This window comes from Oligosphaera ethanolica, from assembly GCF_030814695.1.
In the GTDB taxonomy this organism is placed as follows: Bacteria; Verrucomicrobiota; Lentisphaeria; order Oligosphaerales; family Oligosphaeraceae; genus Oligosphaera; species Oligosphaera ethanolica.
The window spans coordinates 5,278,750-5,299,885 of sequence record NZ_JAUSVL010000001.1 but is presented as its reverse complement, the minus strand read 5'-3'; the positions used below and the strand labels follow the sequence as shown (position 1 = coordinate 5,299,885).

11 protein-coding genes are annotated in these 21,136 nt (G+C 58.8%); 3 read left to right on the top strand and 8 right to left on the bottom strand.

The features are described 5' to 3' along the window. Positions 1-24 precede the first annotated feature (24 nt). The 6 genes from J3R75_RS18310 to J3R75_RS18285 all read right to left on the bottom strand — a co-directional run bounded on the left by J3R75_RS18310 (position 25) and on the right by J3R75_RS18285 (position 10,854). The gene (locus J3R75_RS18310) at positions 25-684 is read right to left on the bottom strand and encodes a TetR/AcrR family transcriptional regulator (RefSeq protein WP_307264775.1); all 660 of its coding nucleotides are present in this window, start codon (positions 682-684) and stop codon (positions 25-27) included. Between the two features lie 907 nt (positions 685-1,591). Next, positions 1,592-2,590, bottom strand: a complete 999-nt coding sequence (locus J3R75_RS18305; protein ID WP_307264772.1) for a glycoside hydrolase family 113 — start codon at positions 2,588-2,590, stop codon at positions 1,592-1,594. A gap of 83 nt (positions 2,591-2,673) precedes the next feature. Beyond that, the gene (locus J3R75_RS18300; RefSeq protein ID WP_307264769.1) at positions 2,674-4,980 is read right to left on the bottom strand and encodes a glycoside hydrolase family 2 TIM barrel-domain containing protein; all 2,307 of its coding nucleotides are present in this window, start codon (positions 4,978-4,980) and stop codon (positions 2,674-2,676) included. Positions 4,981-5,640: 660 nt separating this feature from the next. Beyond that, positions 5,641-6,261: a four helix bundle suffix domain-containing protein gene (locus J3R75_RS18295; protein WP_307264767.1), complete on the bottom strand. Its 621-nt coding sequence runs from the start codon at positions 6,259-6,261 to the stop codon at positions 5,641-5,643. A 155-nt stretch (positions 6,262-6,416) separates the two neighbouring features. Continuing rightward, the gene (locus J3R75_RS18290; RefSeq protein ID WP_307264765.1) at positions 6,417-9,920 is read right to left on the bottom strand and encodes a DUF4838 domain-containing protein; all 3,504 of its coding nucleotides are present in this window, start codon (positions 9,918-9,920) and stop codon (positions 6,417-6,419) included. Positions 9,921-10,110: 190 nt separating this feature from the next. After that, positions 10,111-10,854 carry a sugar phosphate isomerase/epimerase family protein gene (locus tag J3R75_RS18285; protein WP_307264763.1) on the bottom strand — a complete coding sequence of 248 codons (744 nt, stop codon included), beginning with the start codon at positions 10,852-10,854 and terminating at the stop codon, positions 10,111-10,113. 1,051 nt (positions 10,855-11,905) lie between these two features. On the opposite strand from J3R75_RS18285, the gene J3R75_RS18280 reads away from it, so the two are divergent. The 3 genes from J3R75_RS18280 to J3R75_RS18270 are packed head-to-tail and all read left to right on the top strand — an operon-like array spanning position 11,906 to position 14,860. Further along, positions 11,906-12,973 carry a hypothetical protein gene (locus tag J3R75_RS18280; protein WP_307264761.1) on the top strand — a complete coding sequence of 356 codons (1,068 nt, stop codon included), beginning with the start codon at positions 11,906-11,908 and terminating at the stop codon, positions 12,971-12,973. Between the two features lie 34 nt (positions 12,974-13,007). Further along, positions 13,008-13,922, top strand: a complete 915-nt coding sequence (locus J3R75_RS18275; protein ID WP_307264759.1) for a 4Fe-4S binding protein — start codon at positions 13,008-13,010, stop codon at positions 13,920-13,922. Continuing rightward, the gene (locus J3R75_RS18270) at positions 13,919-14,860 is read left to right on the top strand and encodes a hypothetical protein (protein ID WP_307264756.1); all 942 of its coding nucleotides are present in this window, start codon (positions 13,919-13,921) and stop codon (positions 14,858-14,860) included. Before J3R75_RS18275 ends, J3R75_RS18270 begins: the two co-directional genes overlap by 4 nt. 65 nt (positions 14,861-14,925) lie before the next feature. On the opposite strand, the gene J3R75_RS18265 is transcribed toward J3R75_RS18270, so the two are convergent. Together J3R75_RS18265 and J3R75_RS18260 are read right to left on the bottom strand one after the other, a co-directional pair. After that, complete coding sequence (locus J3R75_RS18265; protein ID WP_307264753.1) at positions 14,926-16,122, bottom strand: acyltransferase domain-containing protein; 1,197 nt, start codon at positions 16,120-16,122, stop codon at positions 14,926-14,928. A 192-nt stretch (positions 16,123-16,314) separates the two neighbouring features. Continuing rightward, complete coding sequence (locus J3R75_RS18260) at positions 16,315-21,093, bottom strand: leucine-rich repeat protein (protein ID WP_307264750.1); 4,779 nt, start codon at positions 21,091-21,093, stop codon at positions 16,315-16,317. Between the last annotated feature and the right edge of the window lie 43 nt (positions 21,094-21,136).

Below are 21,136 nucleotides of genomic sequence, written 5' to 3'. Positions count from 1 at the left end.
TTGGGTGGTGGGGGAATGGATGTATTATGGTGAAACCGTGCGTTCTTCACAGCCGAGGGCCCTGAAGACGACGCGTTTTAGATCACGGACCAGATGGGGTGACAGCTGTCCTGAGCGTTTTTTCGACCAGTAGGCGACAAAGGTGTTGATGACGCCTTCGAAGATCAAAGCCAGCGACAGCGGCGCCTCGTCACTGAACAGGCCTTGGGCGCGACCACGGGCAAAAATGTCGCAGAGGGATTGGAAGTAGTTCTCATGATACTTCCGGCAATCCTCGGGCAACACATTGGCGGGGTTGAAATGCCCCGTCGGCAAGGACTCCAAGACGATGTGGAAGAGCCCCTGGTGCTGTTCATACTGCTGGACTCGTAGATCAATCAGCAGGTTGATTGCGGTCTGCGGGTCGTTTTCTGGCAGCACCAGGCGGGTGAAGTCGTTATGGCAGCTCTCAACAATGAAGCGGATGACTTCTTCGTACAAGGCGTCTTTACCGCTGAAGAAATTGTAGATGGTGCCTACCGAAAATTCCGCTTCGCGGGCGATCTCTTCGATCGTTGCCAGATGAAAGCCCTTGCTGGCAAAAACGCGCTCGCCGGCCGCGAGGATGTCTGCGCGGTGTAGCAGGCGTTCGCGCTCCTTGCGGCTGAGGCCATCAGACTGTTCATCGGCGATGGTGGTGGTCATGATATGAAAGGGGGGAATTAGGAGAGTAGCAGGGTGGCTAGAGGGGCGGAAAAGGAGGCGCCGAGGAGGTTGATATGAGTGGTAATTCAGCCCGTGAATATACATTCATGAACCGGTTATGCAAGGAAAACTGTTTGTAAACCGCAATTATTTCGAAAATAGAATTGTCTGAGTTATATCCTGCGATTTTGCGAGAGAGAAGACGTCAGCTGCGAGGGTGACACCAGCACCGAAAAATCTGCGCGCTTCGCAGTCGCGTGGCCAAATTTTGGTCATGTGCGAAATCTTGTGATAGAAAGAGAGACTTGACACAGTAGTTCTGAAGGGGCGGCCGAAAAGGCCGGCGACGAAGGGTCACAGCGCAAAATTGCCGCAGCAATCAATGAGTTTTATTGCCTCTTTGGCTTCAGTCAGCTTCGCCGACTGAAGTCAAAGAGGCTGAGGAACACGGACCAATATGGTGCGCTACCCAGGGCGGCGCGCGCCTTCGGCGCCGCTTGCCCTGGGCTGGTATGTATCGCGCTTTCAGCGCTTCTGCCGCTTCGCGGCGGAAATGCATGACGAGAAAAGGCTGCTTGGTTGAAACAACAAGTGCCATGGATACCGTTAAATGAAGAGCAGCGGGTATCATAGGAGTAACCGCTCCGGCAGGGAAAACACCGGGGACAATTTCTAGGACACCCACGGCCAGTCGCCGCCCAGCCATTTCACATGGGTGGCTAGCCAGGTAGCGGATTTCATTTGACTTGGCGGTCCTGCCGGTGGTCCGCACGACCTCACTGCCCGACACGGAGGCAAAAAAAGGACTGTAGTGCCTTTTTGAGCGTAGCTATACCCCCAAATGCGAAAGTTGGGCTAGGTCGGCCCCAACGGAATTGCCGGCGCGTGCTGGTGCGTAATACTGGCGTCAGTAGTGCCAGTTTTTGAAGACTTGTGCGGCTGGTTTGCCTTTGATGGTGAAGCCCTTGTCGCCGGCGGGGTCGTCGTGGAATTGTGGGCGGAAGTTCTGTTCGTCCCATTTCCACCAGAAGAGTCCTTTCCACCATGGTTCGGCGGAGAAGGCCTTGATGACAGCGCGGAGGTAGTTGGCCTGTTCTTCGCCGTCGTAGCCGCCGCCGTTGGCCCAGAAGGCGGGTCGGCGGCTGGCGTTTTTCATGGCGCTGCAGCTGGTTTCGCCGAAGTAGAAGTCCTTGCCGTAGGTCTGGGCGAAGGCGCGGCATTTTTCGACGTGCGGTTGGAGGTAGGCGGCCATATCATCGACGTTGCCGCCGCCGGTTTCGGAGGTCGGGTGGTACATGCTGGTGCCGACGGAGTCGAGGGCATAGAACCAGTGATTTTTGTTTTGGAGCTGATCGATGCTGTTTTCGGTGTTGATCATAGAGGTGGTGAGCGGGCCTTGGTAGAGACTACGGGCGCAATCGATGACCTTCAGCCAGTAGCTGGATTTGGCGATCATGCGGTTGAGTTCGCTGTCGAAGCAGTAGGCTTCGCAGCCGCGGCGGGAGGCAATGCGCAGGTAGTGGCGGGTGAGTTCAGTGTAGTGTCCAAACCAGTCTCGCCAGTACGTGAAAGGTCGGCCGGGGATGATTTCGCCATCGTCGGGGAAGACGATCTGGCTGCGCTGGGTGCCGTCCCAGCATTCGAGCATGGGGCGGAGCATGACTTTGATATTGCGCTGGTGGAGTGCGTCGATGATATCGACGATTTCGTCGTCGCCGGGCGTGTGGTAGTAATCGCGGAACATCCTGGTGCTGGAGAATTGTTCCTGCATGACAGTGACGATGAGACAGACCCATTCGACGTTGTGGTCGGCCATGGCGTCGACCTCGGCCAGCGCTTCGGGTGACGAGAAATAGCCATTGCGGGCGTAGTAGCCGAAATTGATGCCTTTGTAGAAATCGCCCATGAGAGGTACTCCCAGTTGTGATTGGCGGTGGTGCCGGGCGCGGTCTGGATTGGCCGGCCGGCGCGGGGTGGGGTGGGGGCTGGTTATTGGACGTCGAACTCGATGCGGGCGGTGGTCAGGCCCGGCGCGGTGGCGTAAACGCTGACGTTGCCGGGGGCGAGGCAGCGGATGGCGGCGGCGCAGAGGCCGGCACGCATACGCCGTTCGGGGATATGCGGGGGCACGTGGTCGCAGATATCCGACCCGGTGCCGGCGATGGCGGCGAGTTTATTGCAGTCGAAGGTGATGGTCGCGGCGGCATCGGGGACGGCGCGGCCATCGGCATCCACGGCGTAGCAGGTAATGACGGCGAGATCGCGGCCATTGCTGCGGATGTCGTCGCCATTTTCCAGGCGGAGCTTGAGGGCGACGGCCGGGCCGGTGGTCTTGGCGCAGTCGGAGGCGACTTCCTTGCCGGCGTTGTAGGCGACCACGCGGAGATCGCCGGGGCAGTAGGGCACGAGCCACTCACCGTGGCCAAAGCGCTCAATGGCCTTGCGGCCCAGGGACTTGCCGTTGAGGAATAGCTCGGCTTCCTGGCAGTTGGTGTAGGCCCAGACGCTGATGAGTTCGCCTTCGCGGCCCTGGAAATTCCAGTGTGGGAGGAGGTGAACCATCGGCTGGTCGGTCCAGAGCGACTGGTTCTGGAAGAACGCGTCTTTTTTCTGCAGATAGAGGTCCAGGGCGCCGGACTGCGAGCAGAGACGCGGCCAGACGGTTTCGCCACGGTGTTCGATACCGGCCCACTGATAGCCACCGGCGACCCAGTCGCGCGCCATGATGAACTTCCAAGTGTCTTCTCGGGACGTCTGCCAGCCGCTGAACGTGCGGTCCTTGGCATTGTACATGGACTTGAGGTCGTTGTCATCGAAAAAGAAGCCGCGGGTGGAAGGCACGGCGCAGTTCTCCGAGGAGACGAAGCACTTGTGCGGATACTTCAGGCGCAGCGGTTCGTAAGTCGGCAGGTTGTAGTTGATGCCGACGAGGTCGGCGACGGCGAAGATGGGCGCGATCTCCGGGGAGTTGGAGACCGCGGCCATGATGGGGCGGACGGGGTCGAGGCGCTTGGCGTAGGCATAGAGCGTTTCGAAGATGCGCTTGCCTTCGGGTTTGGCGAAAAGCGGTTCTTCGTTGCCGACGCTCCACATGATGATGCCGGGATGGTTGCGGTCGCGTTTGAACAGCGTTTCGAGTTGTTCACGGCCTTCCTTGGTTGATTCGAACCAGCGGGTTTCGGCCATGACCAGGAAGCCATTGTCGTCGAGGGCGTCCAGGGTCGCTTCGGCCTGTGGATAATGAGCACAGCGGTAGCCGTTGGCGCCCATCTCGCGCAGGAGGCGGACGCGATAGCGTTGGATATTGTCTGGCACGGCTTTGCCAGTGAGGCCGTAGTCGCCATGGCAGCACACACCTTTGATTTTGACGGCTTTGCCATTGAGGATGAGGCCTTTGTCGGGATCGAAGACGACGTCGCGGAAACCGAAGCGGGCACTAAGCTCGTCGTCGCCGGCGGGCGAGCTGACCTTGACGCGCATGGTGTAGAGCGTCGGGTTTTCGGTGTCCCATAGAGCTGGCGCGGCGACGGCGATGTTTTGGCAGAGGACGGCCTTGGCTTTGCGGTCGATGTCGGTGCTGGCGGTAGCGGTGGCGCGGGCTTGGCCCTGTTTGTCTTCGAGGGTGGCCGTGACGGTCGCGGTATGGGCGGCGAAGGCGTCGTTGCGCAGAGTGGTTTCGACGTGGCAGGTCCAGCTGCCGTCGTCGTCGCGTTCCGGCCGCACGTAAAGGCCGTAGAGATCGACGGCCAGCAGTGGCGTTTTGTTGAGCCAGACGTGTCGGTAGATGCCGCCGCCTTCGTACCACCAGCCTTCGTGTTCGTCGGTTTCGACGTAGACCGTCACCGAGTTATTGCCGTCGAGATTGGCCACGTCGGTGAAATCGATTTCGAAGGGCGTGTAGCCGGTGAAGCTATGGCCCATGAGGCAGCCGTTGACCCACACGGTCGCGTGGGTGGCGACGCCGTCGAAGAGCAGCGTCAGGCGTTTGTTCTGGTCGTCGGCAGTAAGTTTGAAGTCCTTGCGGTACCAGGCATTGTGGTAGGGAAAGAAGCCGAGGGTTTCGTTGTTCTGCTTTTTTGGCCTGTGGCGGATGACGTAGTCGTGCGGGAGAGACACCGTCTGCCAGTCGTCGCTGTTGATCCACGTGGAGGGCGTGTTGTTGGGCGCGGCGGGGCCAGTGATGGCCCGTACCGTCTTGGCATGGACGTACATGTAGCCCTTGTAGGCCGATTGCGGCACCGGCATCTCGCCTTCGTGAAAATGCCAGCCAGAATCAAAACAGATTTTTTCGCGCATGGGGTGCTTTTCCTGGTATGAACGTGGGTGAAATATGGTGCCGCCCTGAGCTCGCGCGGCGCAATGAAAAAAACAGCCTAACAACGTAATCTGCCACCCGGGTGATGCAAGGACTGAAGTGGACAGTGTGGACAGTGTGGACAGTGTGGACAGTGTGGACAGTGTGGACAGTGTGGACAGTGTGGACAGTGTGGACAGTGTGGACAGTGTGGACAGTGTGGACAGTGTGGACAGTGTGGACAGTGTGGACAGTGTGGACAGTGTGGACAGTGCAGTGTGGACAGTGTGGACAGTGTGGACAGTGTGGACAGTGTGGACAGTGTGGACAGTGTGGACAGTGTGGACAGTGTGGACAGTGTGGACAGTGTGGACAGTGTGGACAGTGTGGACAGTGTGGACAGTGTGGACAGTGTGGACAGTGTGGACAGTGTGGACAGTGTGGACAGTGTGGACAGTGTGGACAGTGTGGACAGTGTGGACAGTGTGGACAGTGTGGACAGTGTGGACAGTGTGGACAGTGTGGACAGTGTGGACAGTGTGGACAGTGTGGACAGTGTGGACAGTGTGGACAGTGTGGACAAAAACGACTGGGTCCACTGGGTCCACTGGGTCCACTGGGTCCACTGGGTCCACTGGGTCCACTGGGTGCGCCTATCGTTTTTACCCGTCTTGTTTTTTTCGCATGTTGCTTCTGACGCGGTAGAGGTGTTCGGTGAAGCCGCCATTTGCTTCAAAGTCGGCAGCCAGCCGAGAGACTTGCCGATTGAGGAGTGAACACGCTACTGCCAGCAGGACTAGTGCGGCGTTTGCGGAAAATTCGGGATAAAGTGCAATGTAGCCAGGGAACACAGTGCAAGGTTGAAAACTATTTTGTCCTTTCAGGTCACTGTGTTTGGCGGCCTCGACAATCCATTGTGCAACCTCATCAGCGTTTTGGCATCGTTTGTCGATTAGAGCCTGTCGCAGCGGGTTATCCAGTGTCCATTGTGGCAATCCGCGTTGCCGCAGGTAATCCTCATAGTCTAGTTTGAGTTCCTCCAGGCTGGCCCGAGCAACTTGAGTGAGCTTAAGCTCCGTTTTTTTGGATGTCGCTGAAGCTTGCGATCCTTCAGCAATATTTTGCACTCCCGAACGAGCTGCTTGTACCATTTGATCATGGGTACGACTGCGGCGATCGATGTATGTGTTGCAGAAGCGCAAGGTCAGATCGTAGACTAGTTGCGCTACCTGGAAACTTATCAGCCGGCGGTAGCCGCCATGCATTGGAATCATCTCAGACATTATTTCCTCCCTGTTACCTATTTCATCAAGCACTACAACGGTAGTGCTTGATAATTATGTTAACGTAATAGAGAGGAGTTTTAAAGCAATCCTTCAATGCAATATATTTGCGTTAAGTTGCAATTTTGCAATCCTCTTCTTGTTTTACACAAATTTTAGGGATTCCAGGGGAATTTATCGCTGAGGACGTCGTACGTGTTGGTGATGCTGACGCTATCGCCGGGGGCGGCTGCCTTGTGTGGTGCGCCCCATTGTTCGAGGTTGACGCGGCGTTCGTCGGGGCTGGCATTGACGTAGCAGAAATCGACGTCCTGGCGCGGAAAGCGGTTGCTGATGGCGAGGCCGCTGGCCTGGTCGTAGAGCGCCCACTGGCCATTGGGTACGAGTGGGCCTTTGAACCAGATATTTTCGCCCTTGTCGGGGGCGAGTTTCTGGCTTTGCCATTGGCGTTGGTCGTCAAGTCGGAATAGCGTGCAGTTACCGGTTGCGGTGACGTGGAAGGCCGGGTGACTGCGCAGGGCGAGGGTTTCACATGGCAGGAGCGCCAGGAGGGTCGACTGGACCTCGAATGCCGGTCGGTCGGGCAGGAGGCTGATGCGGCGAGTGAGGCGGCGGCCGTTGGGAAGATCGGCCTGGAGGACGATCTGGCTGTCGCTTGCCGACAGGACTGCGTAGGGCTCGCGCCAGCCGGCAGACTGATACTCGTGGGTGCTGTACTCTTCGTAGCCGCCGGCGTCAATATCGTAGCCCTTGCTGTCGTCGCCAAAGAGGGCGATGAGATCGCGGTCGCGGTAGCGCAGGCGCCAGATGCGGCCACCGCGCGCGGGGATGATTTGCATGGCCAGATGGTCGTTTTTGAGGGTGACGACGTCGACTTGCGTTGGCCCCTGTTCCATCTGCTGGAGCCATTCGGCGTAAGGACGCTTGCGGCTTTCGCTGATTTTGGTGAGGCCGACGTCTTTGGCGGTGGTGACGAAGTTTGCCAGCGTTCCCTGGCGCGCAGCGGCGTCTTGGTTGACGAGCTGGGTACCTTGGGGGACGTAGCGGTTCTGGGCGAGCATTAGCTCAGTGTACCATAGCGGCATGCAGGCGACGGCGCAGCGTTTGGCGTAGAGCGGGTCGCCGGCGGCGGCGGCCTGTGCCTGGGCGAGGATATCGCGCAAGGCAGCGAGCAGTTCAGGCTGGTTGAGGTAGGCAGTAGGCGCTGCGTAGATGCCGACGTGCGCGGCGGGGTTTTGGGTGAAATGGTCATGGAGCAGTGCGATGTAAGCGCGGATATGCTCGGCGGCGGGGCCGTAGTAGGCATCAGTGAACTCACGGACGAGCCGGGCGACATCTTCATCGGGATTCCACAGGAGTTTCGCAATGACGTAGCCGCGCAGGTCTTGGAATTCGCCGCCCTTGGTGAAGCGGTTGCCCTGTTCGAGCATGCCACGGACCTGATTGCGACGGAAGAATTGCAGATTGGGCTGCAGGACGCGCAGGTTGGGGAAGGGCATGGTGCTGTGGGCGAAGTTGATTGTGTAGTCCCAAATGTCCAGGCGCGGGCTGATAGCCGCCCAGGCCTCGATGTCGGTCACGAAGCTGCGGTTGCGCTCGCAGTCCTCCAGAGAGTGGGCGAAGCAGCACTCAATGGAACAAAGGCGGACAATGACATTTTTTTCGGGCCGGACGACTTTGGGGGCTTTGCGCGTGTACTGGTAGGCGAGGGTGTCGATGCTGATGTGCGGGTAGTCGGCGGCGATATCGCGGGCAATGGCGTTGACGAAATGCAGCAGCGGCCCCGACTGGCTTTCTTCGCGATCGGCGAGCGCTTGGCAGGGCGGGCAGCGGCAGTAGTTATGCCAGTCATTCTGGGAGACGCTGACGATGGACACGTCGGGCGCGGCGTCTTTCAGCCAAGAACGGACAGTCGCAGTGGCGATACGGAGCACGTCGGGGTTGGTGAGGCAGAGTTGCGTCCGTTCGAGGACGCGTTTGCCGTTGATTTCCGAGTAGTACTCGGGGTGCTCGGCGGCGTATTTTGACTGCGGCACGAGGCTGCCGAACGTATGAACAAAGCCTTTGTAGTTGATGCGGCCGCCCCAGCTTTCATCGGCGTTGACCCGGAAGCCGTTGAGCTTGAGCGGCACACAGATTTCGGGATCGGAAAACTGGATATAGCTGGTGTAGCGGGAGTCAAACGGCGGAATGTAGCGTTGCTGGAATGGTAGCGGCGCAAAACGGCCTGCGAGCGGGTGGGTGATGCAGTCGTCGGTGAACCAGCGCCAGCCGAGCTGCTCTTCTAGGAAACTGTACACAGCGTAGAGAACGCCGCGTTTGTTGCCGCAGAGCGCCAGGGCGTTAGGGGTGAGCTCAGTGTGGGTGCCGTCATCGCCCAGCGCGGGCAAATCGATGACGATGCCGCGTGCAGGCAGGGCGGCGTTGCGGCCGATGAAGAGCGGGAAGCGGCCGCCGAGGTCGCCGAGGCCAATTACGGGCAACGCCTGGCCACTGCTGAGCTCCAGGCAGCGACGCAGTTCGCTGGCGGCGCGCAGCTCGGATGGCGTCGCCTCTGTCGGAAGGACGATGGCGTGGCTGGCGGGAGCGACGGCCTTGCCGCCGAGGATAATCTCGCATGAGCCGATGTCGGCTAGGACGGCCTTGATGGCGGCGGTGGCGCCGGCGTACTGCTCATCCCAGCTGCTTTGCGCCGCGCGCCAGTCCAGCTTGGAGAAGCGCTCTTTGAGGGCGATGAACTGCTGGTTGAGCGCGTCTTTGCGCTGGAGGTCTTCGCGGTAGGCGTCCATGTTGTCGTGGGGGTGTTTTATGAAGACGAACGAGAATGGCATGAGTACCTTGGCGCTGTTGCCTGGGTAGCGTTCGAGACCGCTGACGCAGATGGCGAAGCGCTCTTCTTCGGTGAAATTGGCGAAGAGCTCCTGGATGCGTTTATGGGCGTCGGGGAACTGCCCGCAGTTTTTGGCGATCATGTCGCCGAGGTAGCGCGTTCGGTCTTCTTTGGTGGTTGCGCGTTGGGCCATGAGGCACGCATATTCGCAGGCGTCGCGGGTGTCGCTGAAGTCGGCGGCGGCTTTGGCGGCGGCCTCGTCATTGCGACTGAAGTGGTAGCGCATGAGGATCTGCCGGTCGGTGGTGTTTTTATCTGCCTTCGCCTGGAGGGCGGCGATAGTTTCTTCCGGGCCGAGGATGGCAGTGATGCTCAGATCGTCAATCCAGGCGGAGCCGGGGCCGGCGTCGAGGAAGACCAGTGGCGCGAAGTAAATGCTGTCGCTGATGGCGATGAATTGCCTGCTGACGGGCGTCCAGCTGTCGCCGCTGCGGACGGGTATGCCACCGGAGCCGAACCACCCGTAGCAGTTGTAGGAGTAGCTGAAGAGCGCTTGCGCGGGCCCACTCCCTGCGGCAAGATCGGCTTTGGCGACGGCTCGAGCTTCGTAGGTGGTAAAGGGCGTGACAGCAAGGCGTTGGTGGAAAGCGTGCTGCCAATGGACTTTTTTGTCGACGCTGAGGACGCCGGCTCGTTCGCCAGAGTGGGCATTGCCGGCGACGCCCATGGCTTCGAAGCCCGGGTCGGCCCAGAGATTGTCGGTGTTGGCCGCAGCGGTGACGCAGAAGCTGGACAAGAGAAGGGTGACGGCGACGGCATGCGTGTTCATGATGCTGACTCCTGAGTAGGCTGCCACAAGGTCGGGAGGAGGCGTTGAGACGCTGTCAATATACCGGCCAAAAAGCCGCGCGAAAGGGCGTTGCGAAGCGGGCAAATGCGAACGACGCCCGGTACGTGGCATTGTGCGTGCGTACCGGGCGTCGTGATGTCAGGTTTTGTGGTTAGCGCTTTGCGTGATGTCAGCAGGCGGCGTAGACGGCCTCAACGCACTTGCGCAGTTTTGGCACGGGGTTTTCCACATCGCCTTCGAATTCGAGGGCGGCATAGCCGTTGTAGTCGATTTCTTTGAGGGCGGCGATGAGTGCCGGCAGGTCGATATTGCCTTCGCCGACGATGACGTCCTGCGGTTGGCGCGCGGGTGAGTAGAGGAAGTCTTTGAAGTGCAGGCCATAGAGGCGCTTGGCAAAGGACTTGACGGCGTCGATGGGGTCCATTTTGGCGTCAAGTGCCCAAGCAGTATCGAGACAGAGACCGATGCGTTCGGAGGTATTGGCGAAAACAAAGGCCAGCATGGGTTTTGGCCCGAGCCAGTGGTAGCCGCCGTGGTTGTGAATGGCCAGATTGACGCCGTGTTCCTCGGCGAGTTTGGCGGCGACATCGAAGGGCTTCCAGAAATCGCGCTGTGGCGCGAAGTTGCACATGACGCTTTTGACGCCGCAGAATTGGGCGAAGGCCAGGCCATTGCGTTCGGCGTCGGGATTGCCGCTGAAAGCGACGGGGAGGGATACTGAGCCGATGGTGACGCCTTCGTCATTGAAGGCCTTCTTGGTTTCGGCGAAAAGCGCCGGGTCGGTGGGGGCAGTGACCTCGCAGTGGGTCAGGCCGCATTCGCGGACCTTGCGGGCGATGGCGCTGGGGCCCTGCGGCTTGAAATGACGGAAGCAGTAGTTCTGGACGGACAGTTCTTTTTTCAGGTCGATCATGATTTTCCCCTGCTTTACGGTGGTTGCGGGTGGGATGGGCGGGCGCCCGGTTGGAAGGAGAGAGAGTGACTGGTTCACGTGGTTATTGGAATCAATAAACAGGCCGGCCATAACATATTTGCCACCCGGGGAAATGCGACTGCGGCGACGTCAATGCCGAGAAGAAAAAGGTAATCGGTCAGTAACCACCCCGGTGGGGAAAACACCGGGGACAATATGCAGGAAACCCACGGCCAGTCGCCGCCCAGCCATTCGACCTTGATTTCCACCGACCTTTGCGGCAGCGGGTTTCATAGAAGTCATTGATATTGGATGCCCGACATGCCGCTGACGTCAACCCCAGGCAAGCTAGTGAGTTCCATTGCCCCTTTGGCCCCAGTCAGCTTCGCCGACTGGGGCCAAAGGGGCCGAGGAACACGAGCGTAGAGGGCGCGCTACCCAGGGCGGCGCGCGCCTTCGGCGCCGCTTGCCCTGGGCTGGTATGTTTCGCGCTTTCAGCGCTTCTGCCGCTTCGCGGCGGAAATGCGCGACGAGAAAAGGCTGCTTGGTTGAACAAGTGCCATGGATAGCGTTAAATGAAGAGCATCGGTTTCATAGGAGTGATTGAGAATAGCCGGCTGCCAGTGCCGCCTCTTGACTGGCGGGACACTGGGCGTTTTTTGGGACACCATGGACGCTATGGACACCGCCGGTCAGTCCACGGCGTCCAAGCAGTCCACAACCGGTCCCCGGTGTCCAAGGCGTCCTTCCCCATGGTCCAGAAAGTCCTCACGGTCCAATCCATGGGACCATGCCTCATGAGTCCGTGAGTCCTCGCCCCAGTGTGCGCAGTCGCCAAGTCGTCCCCATAGTCCCAGTCGTCCTCTGAGACCGGCTATTATCAACCACTGACCGATTAAGGCGTAAATGTGGAAAATTTGTTGGGGAGGTGGCAATGCGGTGGCGGTGCGATACACTTATGATCTGTGTGTTTCAGCCATGCGATGGCATACTGGCGGCGGCGCCTTGCGTAGGTGACGGCCGAGTGAAATGTGTAACGAGGAGCGAGTCGATGCTGAGCAGCGAGATGGTAAAGAAAGCGGCGCTGGCGGCCGGTGCCGATGTGTGCGGTATTGGCGATCTGGCGCGCTTTGAGGGTGCGCCGAAGGAGATGGACCCGCGCTATATCTTTCCCGAAGCCACGCGGGTGATTGGCTTGGTCTTCCGGATTCCGCGTGGTGTTCAGCGCGGGATTGAGGAAGGCACGCAGTTCTACCAGTATCCGTCCATGGCCTACGGTGGCATCAACGAGATATTTGCGCCGTCGGTGCTGTATCATGTTGGTAAGCTGATCGAAGATCACGGCTACGAGGCGGCGCTCTATCGCAATACGGGGGCGCGCGGGGTGGTTTCGGATATGGACGGTACGCCGGGGAATACGCTGTCGCCTGAAGAACAGATTGAGGTGAATGAGCGTTCCAAGACCAAGACGGCGCATCATCGGACGGTGCAGTTTACGCGGCCCGTGCGGCCGGATGGTGTAGCGCCGGATCTGCAGTTTCATTTTCGCCTGGCGGGGGTTGCCTGCGGGCTTGGCGAGATTGGCTGGAGCAAGATGTTTCTGACGCCGCAGTTTGGGCCTCTGCAGCGCTTGGCCTTTATCTTCACGGACGCGCCATTGGAGCCCGATCCCATGTATGATGGCCCGGCCTTGTGTCGCCGGTGCATGGCTTGCGTGCGCGAATGTCCGGGGCAGTGTCTGAGCGCAACCGAGAGCATCAAGGTGCGCGTCGGTGGCAAGGACTGCGAGTGGGGCAAATTGGACGAGTGGAAATGCTATGCGTTCTACACCCATGCGGGGCGCAAATTCAACCCCTTCGTGCCCAAAGAGGTCTTTGACGCCAATGAAAACGGCGACCTGAATGTGCTGGAGGGCAAGGGGCCGGCGACGGAAGCGGAGATCGTCAAGGTGTACAAGGCGCTGGCCAAGTACTTTCCGTCGTGGGTGGGCTACAATATGGCCAAGTGCGGCGGTTGCATCCGTGCCTGTGTGAGCATGCTGGAGAAAAAAGGCGGCTGCATGGAACAGCGTTTCCGTCGGCCCTTGCGCCAGGGAAAGCCGTGGTCACTGGAACGCTGAAGAACAAGCAGACAGATTTTTTTTTGAGGGTAGCATGATGTTGACAGCAGAACTGATAAAAGAGAAGGCTCGTGAATACGGCGCGGACCTCGTGGGCATCGGCGATATCGCCGGCTTTGCCGACGAAATTCCGCAGCGCGATCCGCGGCAGATCTTGCCATGGGCGACCTGCGTGATTGGCTGTGGCTTCCGGGTGCCACGGGCGCTGTACCAGAGCATGGCCGACGGTTCGCAGCACTTCAATTATACGCAGTTGGGCGTAAAGACCATTGACGAGGAATTATCCGAGGTTTTCCTGCTCAAGATGGCCGGGTTGATAGAGAATGAGGGCTACGACGCCTGTGTGCAGCGCAATATCTCCAACCTGCGCATCAAGGGCGACAAGACGACGAATCCGGAGGTGTCGGACACGTACGAGCTGGTCCATGCCGAGCCGGTGGCGCCGGGCAAGCCCGCTCCGGACGTAATCATGGACTTCACGCGCGCCGCGCAGGTGTGCGGACTGGGTTCACGCAGTCTGCGCGGCGGGGTGTTAACGCCGCAGTTTGGGCCCTTCGTGCGCTTTGTCTTTATTGTGACGGATGCGCCGCTGGCCTGCGACGAGCCTTTCAAGCGGGAACTCTGCGACCAATGCGGCGCCTGCGTGCGTGCCTGCCCTGGTCATGCGCTGAGCAGCAAGGATGGCGGTTTGGACAGTTGGCAGTGCGCGGTGTACTATCGCGGCGCCCATCGATCCAATCCGTTTATGACTGACGACATACTCAAGGGCCACCCTGAACGCGAGGCCATTCTCAACGGCGACAAGCGTTTTGACGCGGAGAGCGCCAGGGCGATTTACCCCTCGTTGCGTTTTTTGCCGATGGCCCAGACGGGTTACGCGCCCTGTCTTTGCGGCCGTCGTTGCGATGTGGCCTGTTATGAGCACTTGCGGGAGGCGAAGATACTATGAGTACCATGGCGACATTGAAGGACAGCCTGATAGCGACCCTGCGGAAATACGGCGCGGACATTGTCTGCTGCGGCGCTGTCGGGCGCATGCGTGACACGGCGGTGACCAAGATCTATCCGGGTACCAAGAGCGTGGTCTGTGCGGCATTCCGGCAGCTGCGCGGTGCGCGGCGGGGGATTGAAGAGGGCTCGACCTACTATCAGTACACGACGAATGCCGTGGAAACCTTGGAGGAGACGGTCATGCCCATGGCGTTACTAAAAGCTGCAGCGGTACTGGAAGACCACGGCTATATGGCTCTACCGCAACGGCGCAACCAGACTGTTATGCAGGAAAAGGATTCGACCAATCCAGAGATCGACTACCGGCAGATATTCCGCGGCTGCGAAAAAGAGCCGCAGTTGGATTTCGAGCAGTGCGCGGTGGACTGCGGCCTTGGCGAACGGGGCTGTTCCGGCAGCATTCTCACGGACGACTTTGGGCCTTTCCAGCGCTATGTGTTTATACTCACCGACGCGGAGTTGCCGGCTGATCCGGTGGTCGCGCCGCATCTCTGCGACCGCTGCGGCGTCTGCGCTGCTGCCTGCCCCGGCAAGGCCATCGACATGGCAAAGGGCGTGGATAAATGGCAGTGCGCGGTGTATTATGCCGGCGCCAATATGAGCAAAAATCCCTTTATGCCGCCCGAGGCATTTCTTGATGATCCGGAACGCCTGCAGTTGATTTCTGGCGAAGCGCGGCTGACGCCGGAGCGGGCGCGGGCGGTGTTGGACCAGCTCTATTTTTATCCCGGCATAAAACACGGCTATAAGACCAGTATTTGTGGTCGGGCCTGCGATATTGCCTGTTATATTCATCTGGAAGAGCTTGGCGCGCTGAAGCGCCAATTCCATACGCCATTCCGCAAGCGCGAACCGTGGGCGCTGCCATTGATTTGAGCGACGCGGTGAGCGCGGGGGATGGGCTGGGGGCAGTGTCGCGTGTGACGCCGTGCGTACTGTGGTCAAACGACGACGGCGCAGCCCGAGCGCCAGGCCTTGCCGGCGCGGATATGTGCGAGGACGGCGCGTTGCAGGGAACTGCGTTGGGGCACGGCGTCCAGCGACAACATCGGGTCACCGAAGACGCGTTCGCGGATTTGCCAGTCGTTGCCGCCCAGGGCCGGAAAGAGCTGAAAAAGCGTCTGGAATTGCATGATGTTGCTGTCGGGGGGGAGGTAGCCACCGAGCTGTGGGTCAAAGAGCCACGAACCGCAGCAGAAGCCCTTGAAGCGAAAGTCAGGAAAATGCCGTGGGAAGAATAGGCGGGCTTGACGCAGGGCGTCCTTGCAGGCATCGGGGGCAAGTGCTTCGCCGGCAGGAATGTGCATTGCGAGCATGAGGTCATTGGGGGCGATGGCGCAACACCAGTCGCTGGCTGGCAGCGTGCTTGGTTCCAGGTTGATGATGCCGTTGGGGGTGACGGCGTTACCGCAGATGGTCGTGGTGTCGGCCTGGAAGCGCGTGGTGACGGCGGCGGCTTCGTGCTCTTGGCAGAAAAAGCCTTCGGCATTGACTGGCAGGCCGGCGTTGGGGAAGATCGCCAGTTGTTGCGGCTCCAGTCGGTGTTGGTACACTCGGTAGGGGTATTTCCAGCGTGAAAACTGGAATTGCAGGCGGCCGAGGCGGAAAAGATCGGGCTTGAGGTGGTGTGTGAGCCACTGCCAAGTGCTGCAGCCGTAGCGGCCATTTTTATGGAAGAAATCGTCGGTCCAGATGGCAAAGTCGTGGATAGTGTCAGCCAGGACCTGATCGTCGATATGGTGGTGGCGATAGTAGCGGCGCAGGCGTGGCAGGTCGCCGAGGACGGCGAGGGCGTAAAGGAAGGCATTGTCGGCGGGCTGGTCGGCGCTGCTGGGTGGCAGCGCCTTGCCGCGTCGGCGTTGTTCGGGGCTGGCCAGATAGAGCAGCCAATGCACCTGCCAGGCCAGGCGTGCCAGGCAGGGCTCGCGGCGGATTTGCGCGGCGGCACAACGCAGTGCGGCGCGGGCGTCGTCACCGAGGCCGCTCAACGTGCACAGGTCGTCAATGAAGTCGTCTTGGACGAATGCCGGGGCGCCCCTTGGCATGGCTACACTGGATTCGTCCCAGGTCGCCTCCCAGTGTTCGGCGGCGCTGGCTGGTAGACTCAGGCGTTGGGCGCATTCGGCATAGGTGATCATTGGCAGGTCCCAATGGGCCGCTCATGGCAGGAAAAGTGAGGAGACGGCAGGGGGTCGATTGAGGTTGGTAGGTATTTGAAGAGGTAGATATGACGCCCGTAACGTCCCCTGAACATAAGCAGGCATGCATGTAAGTGGTAGGATGCCTGCGTGTGTCGTGTCAGCATTGAGCTGAGTTGCGGCATGAATGTGTTATTCACCGGTTGTAAGGTAGTACCAGTATCCTTTGGTTTTTTCCAGTGGTATTCCCACCTCGGGGTGTGTTAGTCGTAGGCCATTCCATGTCCAGATCGTGGAATAATCGTCGGCGTTTGGCCCGCCGGCGAGGAGATTCCACCCGGGCTGGCGTTGGATGAAGTGGTTGTCCTGCTCTCCGCTGAAGCGCAGATTAAGACCGTCTGGGTAGTGGCAGAAGACCCAGAAGCCCTGGCCGGCCATGAGGTCGGCGAATGCGGCTTGGGAGTAGGCGTGCATTTCTTGATCATAGATGAAGACCTTGGGTGGGACGCCGTTGCCTTCATAGTTGATCTTATTGTAGGGTGTTGCAAGCAGATTCCAGCCGGGAACGAGTTCGTATGCAAAGGGCTTGCGGAAAATGGGGCGGATAGCCACGTCGTTGGCCGGCATGATGAAGAAGTCACCGGTGAGTTCATCTGTCAGTCCACGAATATCAAGACGGTAGTCCCAGGCGTCGTCGGGGAGGATGACCGCAAAAGACACCAAGCTACCTGGAGCGTACTGACCACTACCATGGCCATCGCTGATAGTGAAGTTGTAGAGGTCGGTTGGTGTCGTTGCCGGTGTCCAAGTTATGCCGCCGAGGTAGGCGACATCGACTTTACTACGATCAGCAGCTGGCTGGTGTACCCAGGTGATAGTGTGTGTGCCGCTTTCACTTAGTGTCAGGTTGACTTTATCCCAGTCGTGATAACCGGTGATATCAGCGACCCTGGGATCGCCGAGATGGCAGGAAAAAGCGGCATCGTAGGAATCAAGTTTCCACCAGAAGCTGAGGGTGCCGGGGCCATTGAGAGTGATTTGGAAATGGTGTGGTAGGGCGTTATAGGGCGTTTGGCGGGCCCAGTCGCCATCTGGCGTGGTGATATCAGCTAATGGCCAAGGAGCAAAGATGGTTTCTTCTTCGTACTCTGGTTCGATGGTGATTCGGGTTGTGGCGCTGACTTGCTGGCCATCGCGGTAGGCGATAGCCATGACTGTTGTGGGGCGGCCGGGGATGAAGAACGCTTCGGTGTAGGGGGTACTTAACGGTCCCGGGTGGGAACCATCGAGTGAATAGTAGATATTCAAGTTGGGGATAGGCGTGCCTTGCTCGTCGACGCAGCTGATTTCAACGCGGTTATTGGCGTCGCAGGTGACGACGGGTGGGAGGACGCCGGCAATGATGATGTCGGCGGCGTTGAAGAAGGTCCAGTCGTTGTGCGACGAGCGCCATTCGTCCCATTCCAGGTCGGTCATAGTGCCACGTAGCAGTTCGCAGCGTTTGAGCCAGCGGTTGCGGAGTTCTTCCCAGCCGCAGCCGGGAAATGCATGGACAACGCATTCGGGCGCATTCAAGTCCCACAGCCATTGCGGGAAGACATCTGAGGAGGTAAAATAGGGTGGCGCGCCGAGGAAGGTAATCGCTTGCAGTGAATATATGTCGGCCAAGGCATCACCCAATTCGGTGACTGAGTCGGGAATAACGAGGTGATCAAGCGCGGGAGGGTTTCTCCACCAGTTAATGCCGAAGGCATTTGAGCCGATTTCGGTTGTGTTTTGAGGTATGACATAGATGTTTTCGGGGCGTTGTGTTGGATAGCCAATAAGAGTGTTTTGGTAAAAGAGCACGCCGTTGTCAGTCCAATAGGCATCGGGGGTCGGTGTCTTGACATAGAATTGTTCGAGGTAGGGCAGGTCCCATTCAACGTCGTCATCGGGCCATTCGTAGTTCCAAAGCGTGAAGTTGTCTGAGAGCACGGCCATTCGGGCTGGGCCGTAATATTCGGTTTCAGGTGAGTCGGTCATATCAATAGCGCTCAGGTAGCAGGCATAGACCGGGGGCTGTAAGCTACTGACAGTTGTGAACAAATTGATTCTGTAAAGACCATTGTCATAGCTGCACGATGATTCGCTTGCGGCGAGTGGGTCCAGAGGGGCGTCGAAAGCAGTCAGCATCAGTTGACTGACATCGCTGATGGGAACGCCGTTGTGGAATACTTGGGCTTGCAACAGGAGCGGGAGTTCGTCTTGGGTAAAATTTAGGTAGCTCCAGAAGGGCAGATATGGTGCGTTGCCATCGGTAGCATAGCGAAACTCTAAAACGCCATAGTAATGCCAGTTGTCGATATTGAGCAAGTCACAATTGATTTGGTAGGAGATTGCGCCTGGGTCATTCTCATAGGCATAGACTCGCACGATTGGTTTTTGGATGTGCGGGGGCAGACCAGCCAAAGTAACGAAAGTGAAGGGGAAGTATGCGTCATCTGGCCAATCCCACCCGAAGAAGCATGTGGTGATGACCTGCTGTGCTTCTTCGAAATGGCTGTGAATGACCAGCGGCTTGAGCAAGTAGTTGCCATCGTCGTCACAGTACTCGTGGTTGCCGTAGAAATATGGGATATTGCCCGCGAAGGTCAGTGCCAGGTCGGGTTGGCAGGCGAAGAAGGCCGAGATGGCGACGTGTTCGATGGTGTATGGGATGGACAACTCGCTGAGGGCGGCGCAGCCGCGGAATGCCTCTGAGGAAATGGCATGCAGATGATCGGGCAGGGTGACAGCATTGAGCATAGTGCAGTTGAGGAAGAGCTGTTTGGCGAGAAAGGTCACGCCGTTGGGCAACGCGATATGCTGAAGTGAGAAGCAGTTGGCGAAAGCCTGATCGCCGATATGCTCAAGAGTGACTGGCAGTACGATATCTTCCAGACGGTACGCGTAGGCGAAAGCGCCAGCGGCTATCCAGCGAACGGACGCGGGAACAGTGAAGGTGTTGCCTGTTTTGGCAGGGGGGTATGCCAGCAGCGTCGTGCAATGCTGATCATAGAGAATGCCGTCCACGGCGCAGTAGAAGGGATTGTCGGGATGTACCTCGACGGCTTGCAGTCCGGCATGGCCTTGGAAGGGATTGACGGCATCGGCGCCAGTGGTCGGGTATGCTGCCGGAGTGAGGAACTGCACGGCATTGCCAATGAAGACCTCTTGCAGAACGCTGTCACTGCCGCTTTCGTAGCGCAGGCCATCAATGCCGGTGATAGCGATGCCTTTGACAGTGGCTGGTATGGACATGAATGAGGAAACACCGCCGAAAGAGAGAGAGCCGTCCTCGGGATTGAAACTTGCAGCCAGGGGGATCTCGTCCTGGCGTTGAAACGTACGACAAGCGAGGGTGCTGACGATCTGTTCGTTGACGAAGCACAGCGCGGATACGCAGGTGCTGCTGTCGATCTGGATGGGGGCGCTGAAGGTAGGCGAATCAGCGATGGGGACGCTGCCATCCAGGGAATATTTGACGGTGCTGCCTGGGTTGGGGTTAGCGATGCTGACGGCGATCGCGCCTGTAAAGAAGGACGACGCGACGCCATCCTGACGTTGGATCACGGGCGGGGGCATGGTGTTCAATATCTCGACCCTAGCGCCAGCGAAGCTGCCGTTGTAGGCTTCCCAGCCGCAATTAGCGGGGACGAACAGCGTGGTTGAGGCCAAAAAAGCAGTGTGGCCGGCCGGAACGTGCGGTGGCTTGCCGGCGAAATACACGCTGGCAAGCGCCGTGCAGCCGGCAAAGACGTTGCTGCCAAGGTGCACGAGCTGGGGAGAAATGACCAGCGATGTCAAGCCGCGGCAATTCGCGAATGCTTCATCGCCGATGCGGCGGAGCTGTCCAGGGAGGCTGACATTGCTAAGCAGGGGGCAGTTGGCAAAGGCACGTTGGTCGATGTCCTGAATGCTTGGTGGAATGACCACTTGGCGGAGTCTTGGGCAGCCTTCGGCCAGTGAGGGCGTCAGGCGGTGGAGGCCGGTGGCAAGGTCGAGATATTCCAGGTTGGCGCTGCCCGCAAAGCTGTTGCCGCAGAAGCCGATGTTGGCGGGCATGATCACTGCCAGGCAGTTGTCGCTCCACTGGCCTTGGCCGCAGAGGTTGAAAACGTCTTTGCCATCAAGGCGCTGGGGTATTTTGACAACAGGTTCTATGCCATGATAGCCTTCGATTTCCAAGCGCCCCAGGGAATCCTGGCAGTAACAGGCAACGAGGTCAAAGGTGCTTTGGGGTTGTTCAGGCGCATTGAGATTGCCATAGAGGATTTGTTTGATGCCGCTGGCGGCGACGCCATCGGCGGTAAACCAGCGAATAGCTGCGGAAAGGCTACTGGTGATGGGTAAAACGCCTGCTGCCAGCGGCAGTGCCGGTGCGTCTTTGTCAGGTTCGCCACCCTGATCGTTGTAACGCAGGACAAGCCCTGGTGGAAGGCCCGCGACATCAATGCCGAGGACGAGCTGGTCATGGAAGAGCCGTCCGGCGAGGCCATCAAGGCGATTGAATTCCGGTAGTGGCTGGCCCTCTCTGAAGGAAATAGCATGGCCCTGGTATTCGGTGCCGAGTTGTTCCCAGCCCATGCCGGGCCATACTTCGAGCGTGAGTGTTGGCGGTAGACCGGCGGTGGCAAAATAGACGGGCTTTTCGCCGGTAAACGACAGTTGGGCGAGATTCTTGCAGCCGTAAAAGGCCTTGTCAGCGATACGGGTGACGGTGAAGGGGATGGTGATCCGCTCGAGGTCTTTGTCGCCGAATGCCCAAGCGGCAATTTTACGGACGGGGAGGCCATCGATGTACGACGGAATGACGATGTCTGACTCATCCCCGCAATACTGGGTAATGGCGAGGCCGTCTTTGTAGGCATGGACGACAAAATCGTCCGCCCGAGCAGCGAATGCCGCAATTAGGACGATGAACAACGAACGAATGCGCAGTGAATTCATGGCTATGCTCCCTTGGCTTTGAGTTTTTTGCAGACAATAACGG

Excerpts from the sequence above, each read along its gene's own strand:
- J3R75_RS18275 (WP_307264759.1), top strand. The coding sequence starts at position 13,008 with ATGATGTTGACAGCAGAACTGATAAAAGAGAAGGCTCGTGAATACGGC.
- J3R75_RS18265 (WP_307264753.1), bottom strand. The coding sequence starts at position 16,122 with ATGATCACCTATGCCGAATGCGCCCAACGCCTGAGTCTACCAGCCAGC.
- J3R75_RS18300 (WP_307264769.1), bottom strand. The coding sequence starts at position 4,980 with ATGCGCGAAAAAATCTGTTTTGATTCTGGCTGGCATTTTCACGAAGGC.
- J3R75_RS18260 (WP_307264750.1), bottom strand. The coding sequence starts at position 21,093 with ATGAATTCACTGCGCATTCGTTCGTTGTTCATCGTCCTAATTGCGGCA.
- J3R75_RS18295 (WP_307264767.1), bottom strand. The coding sequence starts at position 6,261 with ATGTCTGAGATGATTCCAATGCATGGCGGCTACCGCCGGCTGATAAGT.
- J3R75_RS18310 (WP_307264775.1), bottom strand. The coding sequence starts at position 684 with ATGACCACCACCATCGCCGATGAACAGTCTGATGGCCTCAGCCGCAAG.
- J3R75_RS18285 (WP_307264763.1), bottom strand. The coding sequence starts at position 10,854 with ATGATCGACCTGAAAAAAGAACTGTCCGTCCAGAACTACTGCTTCCGT.
- J3R75_RS18305 (WP_307264772.1), bottom strand. The coding sequence starts at position 2,590 with ATGGGCGATTTCTACAAAGGCATCAATTTCGGCTACTACGCCCGCAAT.
- J3R75_RS18270 (WP_307264756.1), top strand. The coding sequence starts at position 13,919 with ATGAGTACCATGGCGACATTGAAGGACAGCCTGATAGCGACCCTGCGG.
- J3R75_RS18280 (WP_307264761.1), top strand. The coding sequence starts at position 11,906 with ATGCTGAGCAGCGAGATGGTAAAGAAAGCGGCGCTGGCGGCCGGTGCC.
- J3R75_RS18290 (WP_307264765.1), bottom strand. The coding sequence starts at position 9,920 with ATGAACACGCATGCCGTCGCCGTCACCCTTCTCTTGTCCAGCTTCTGC.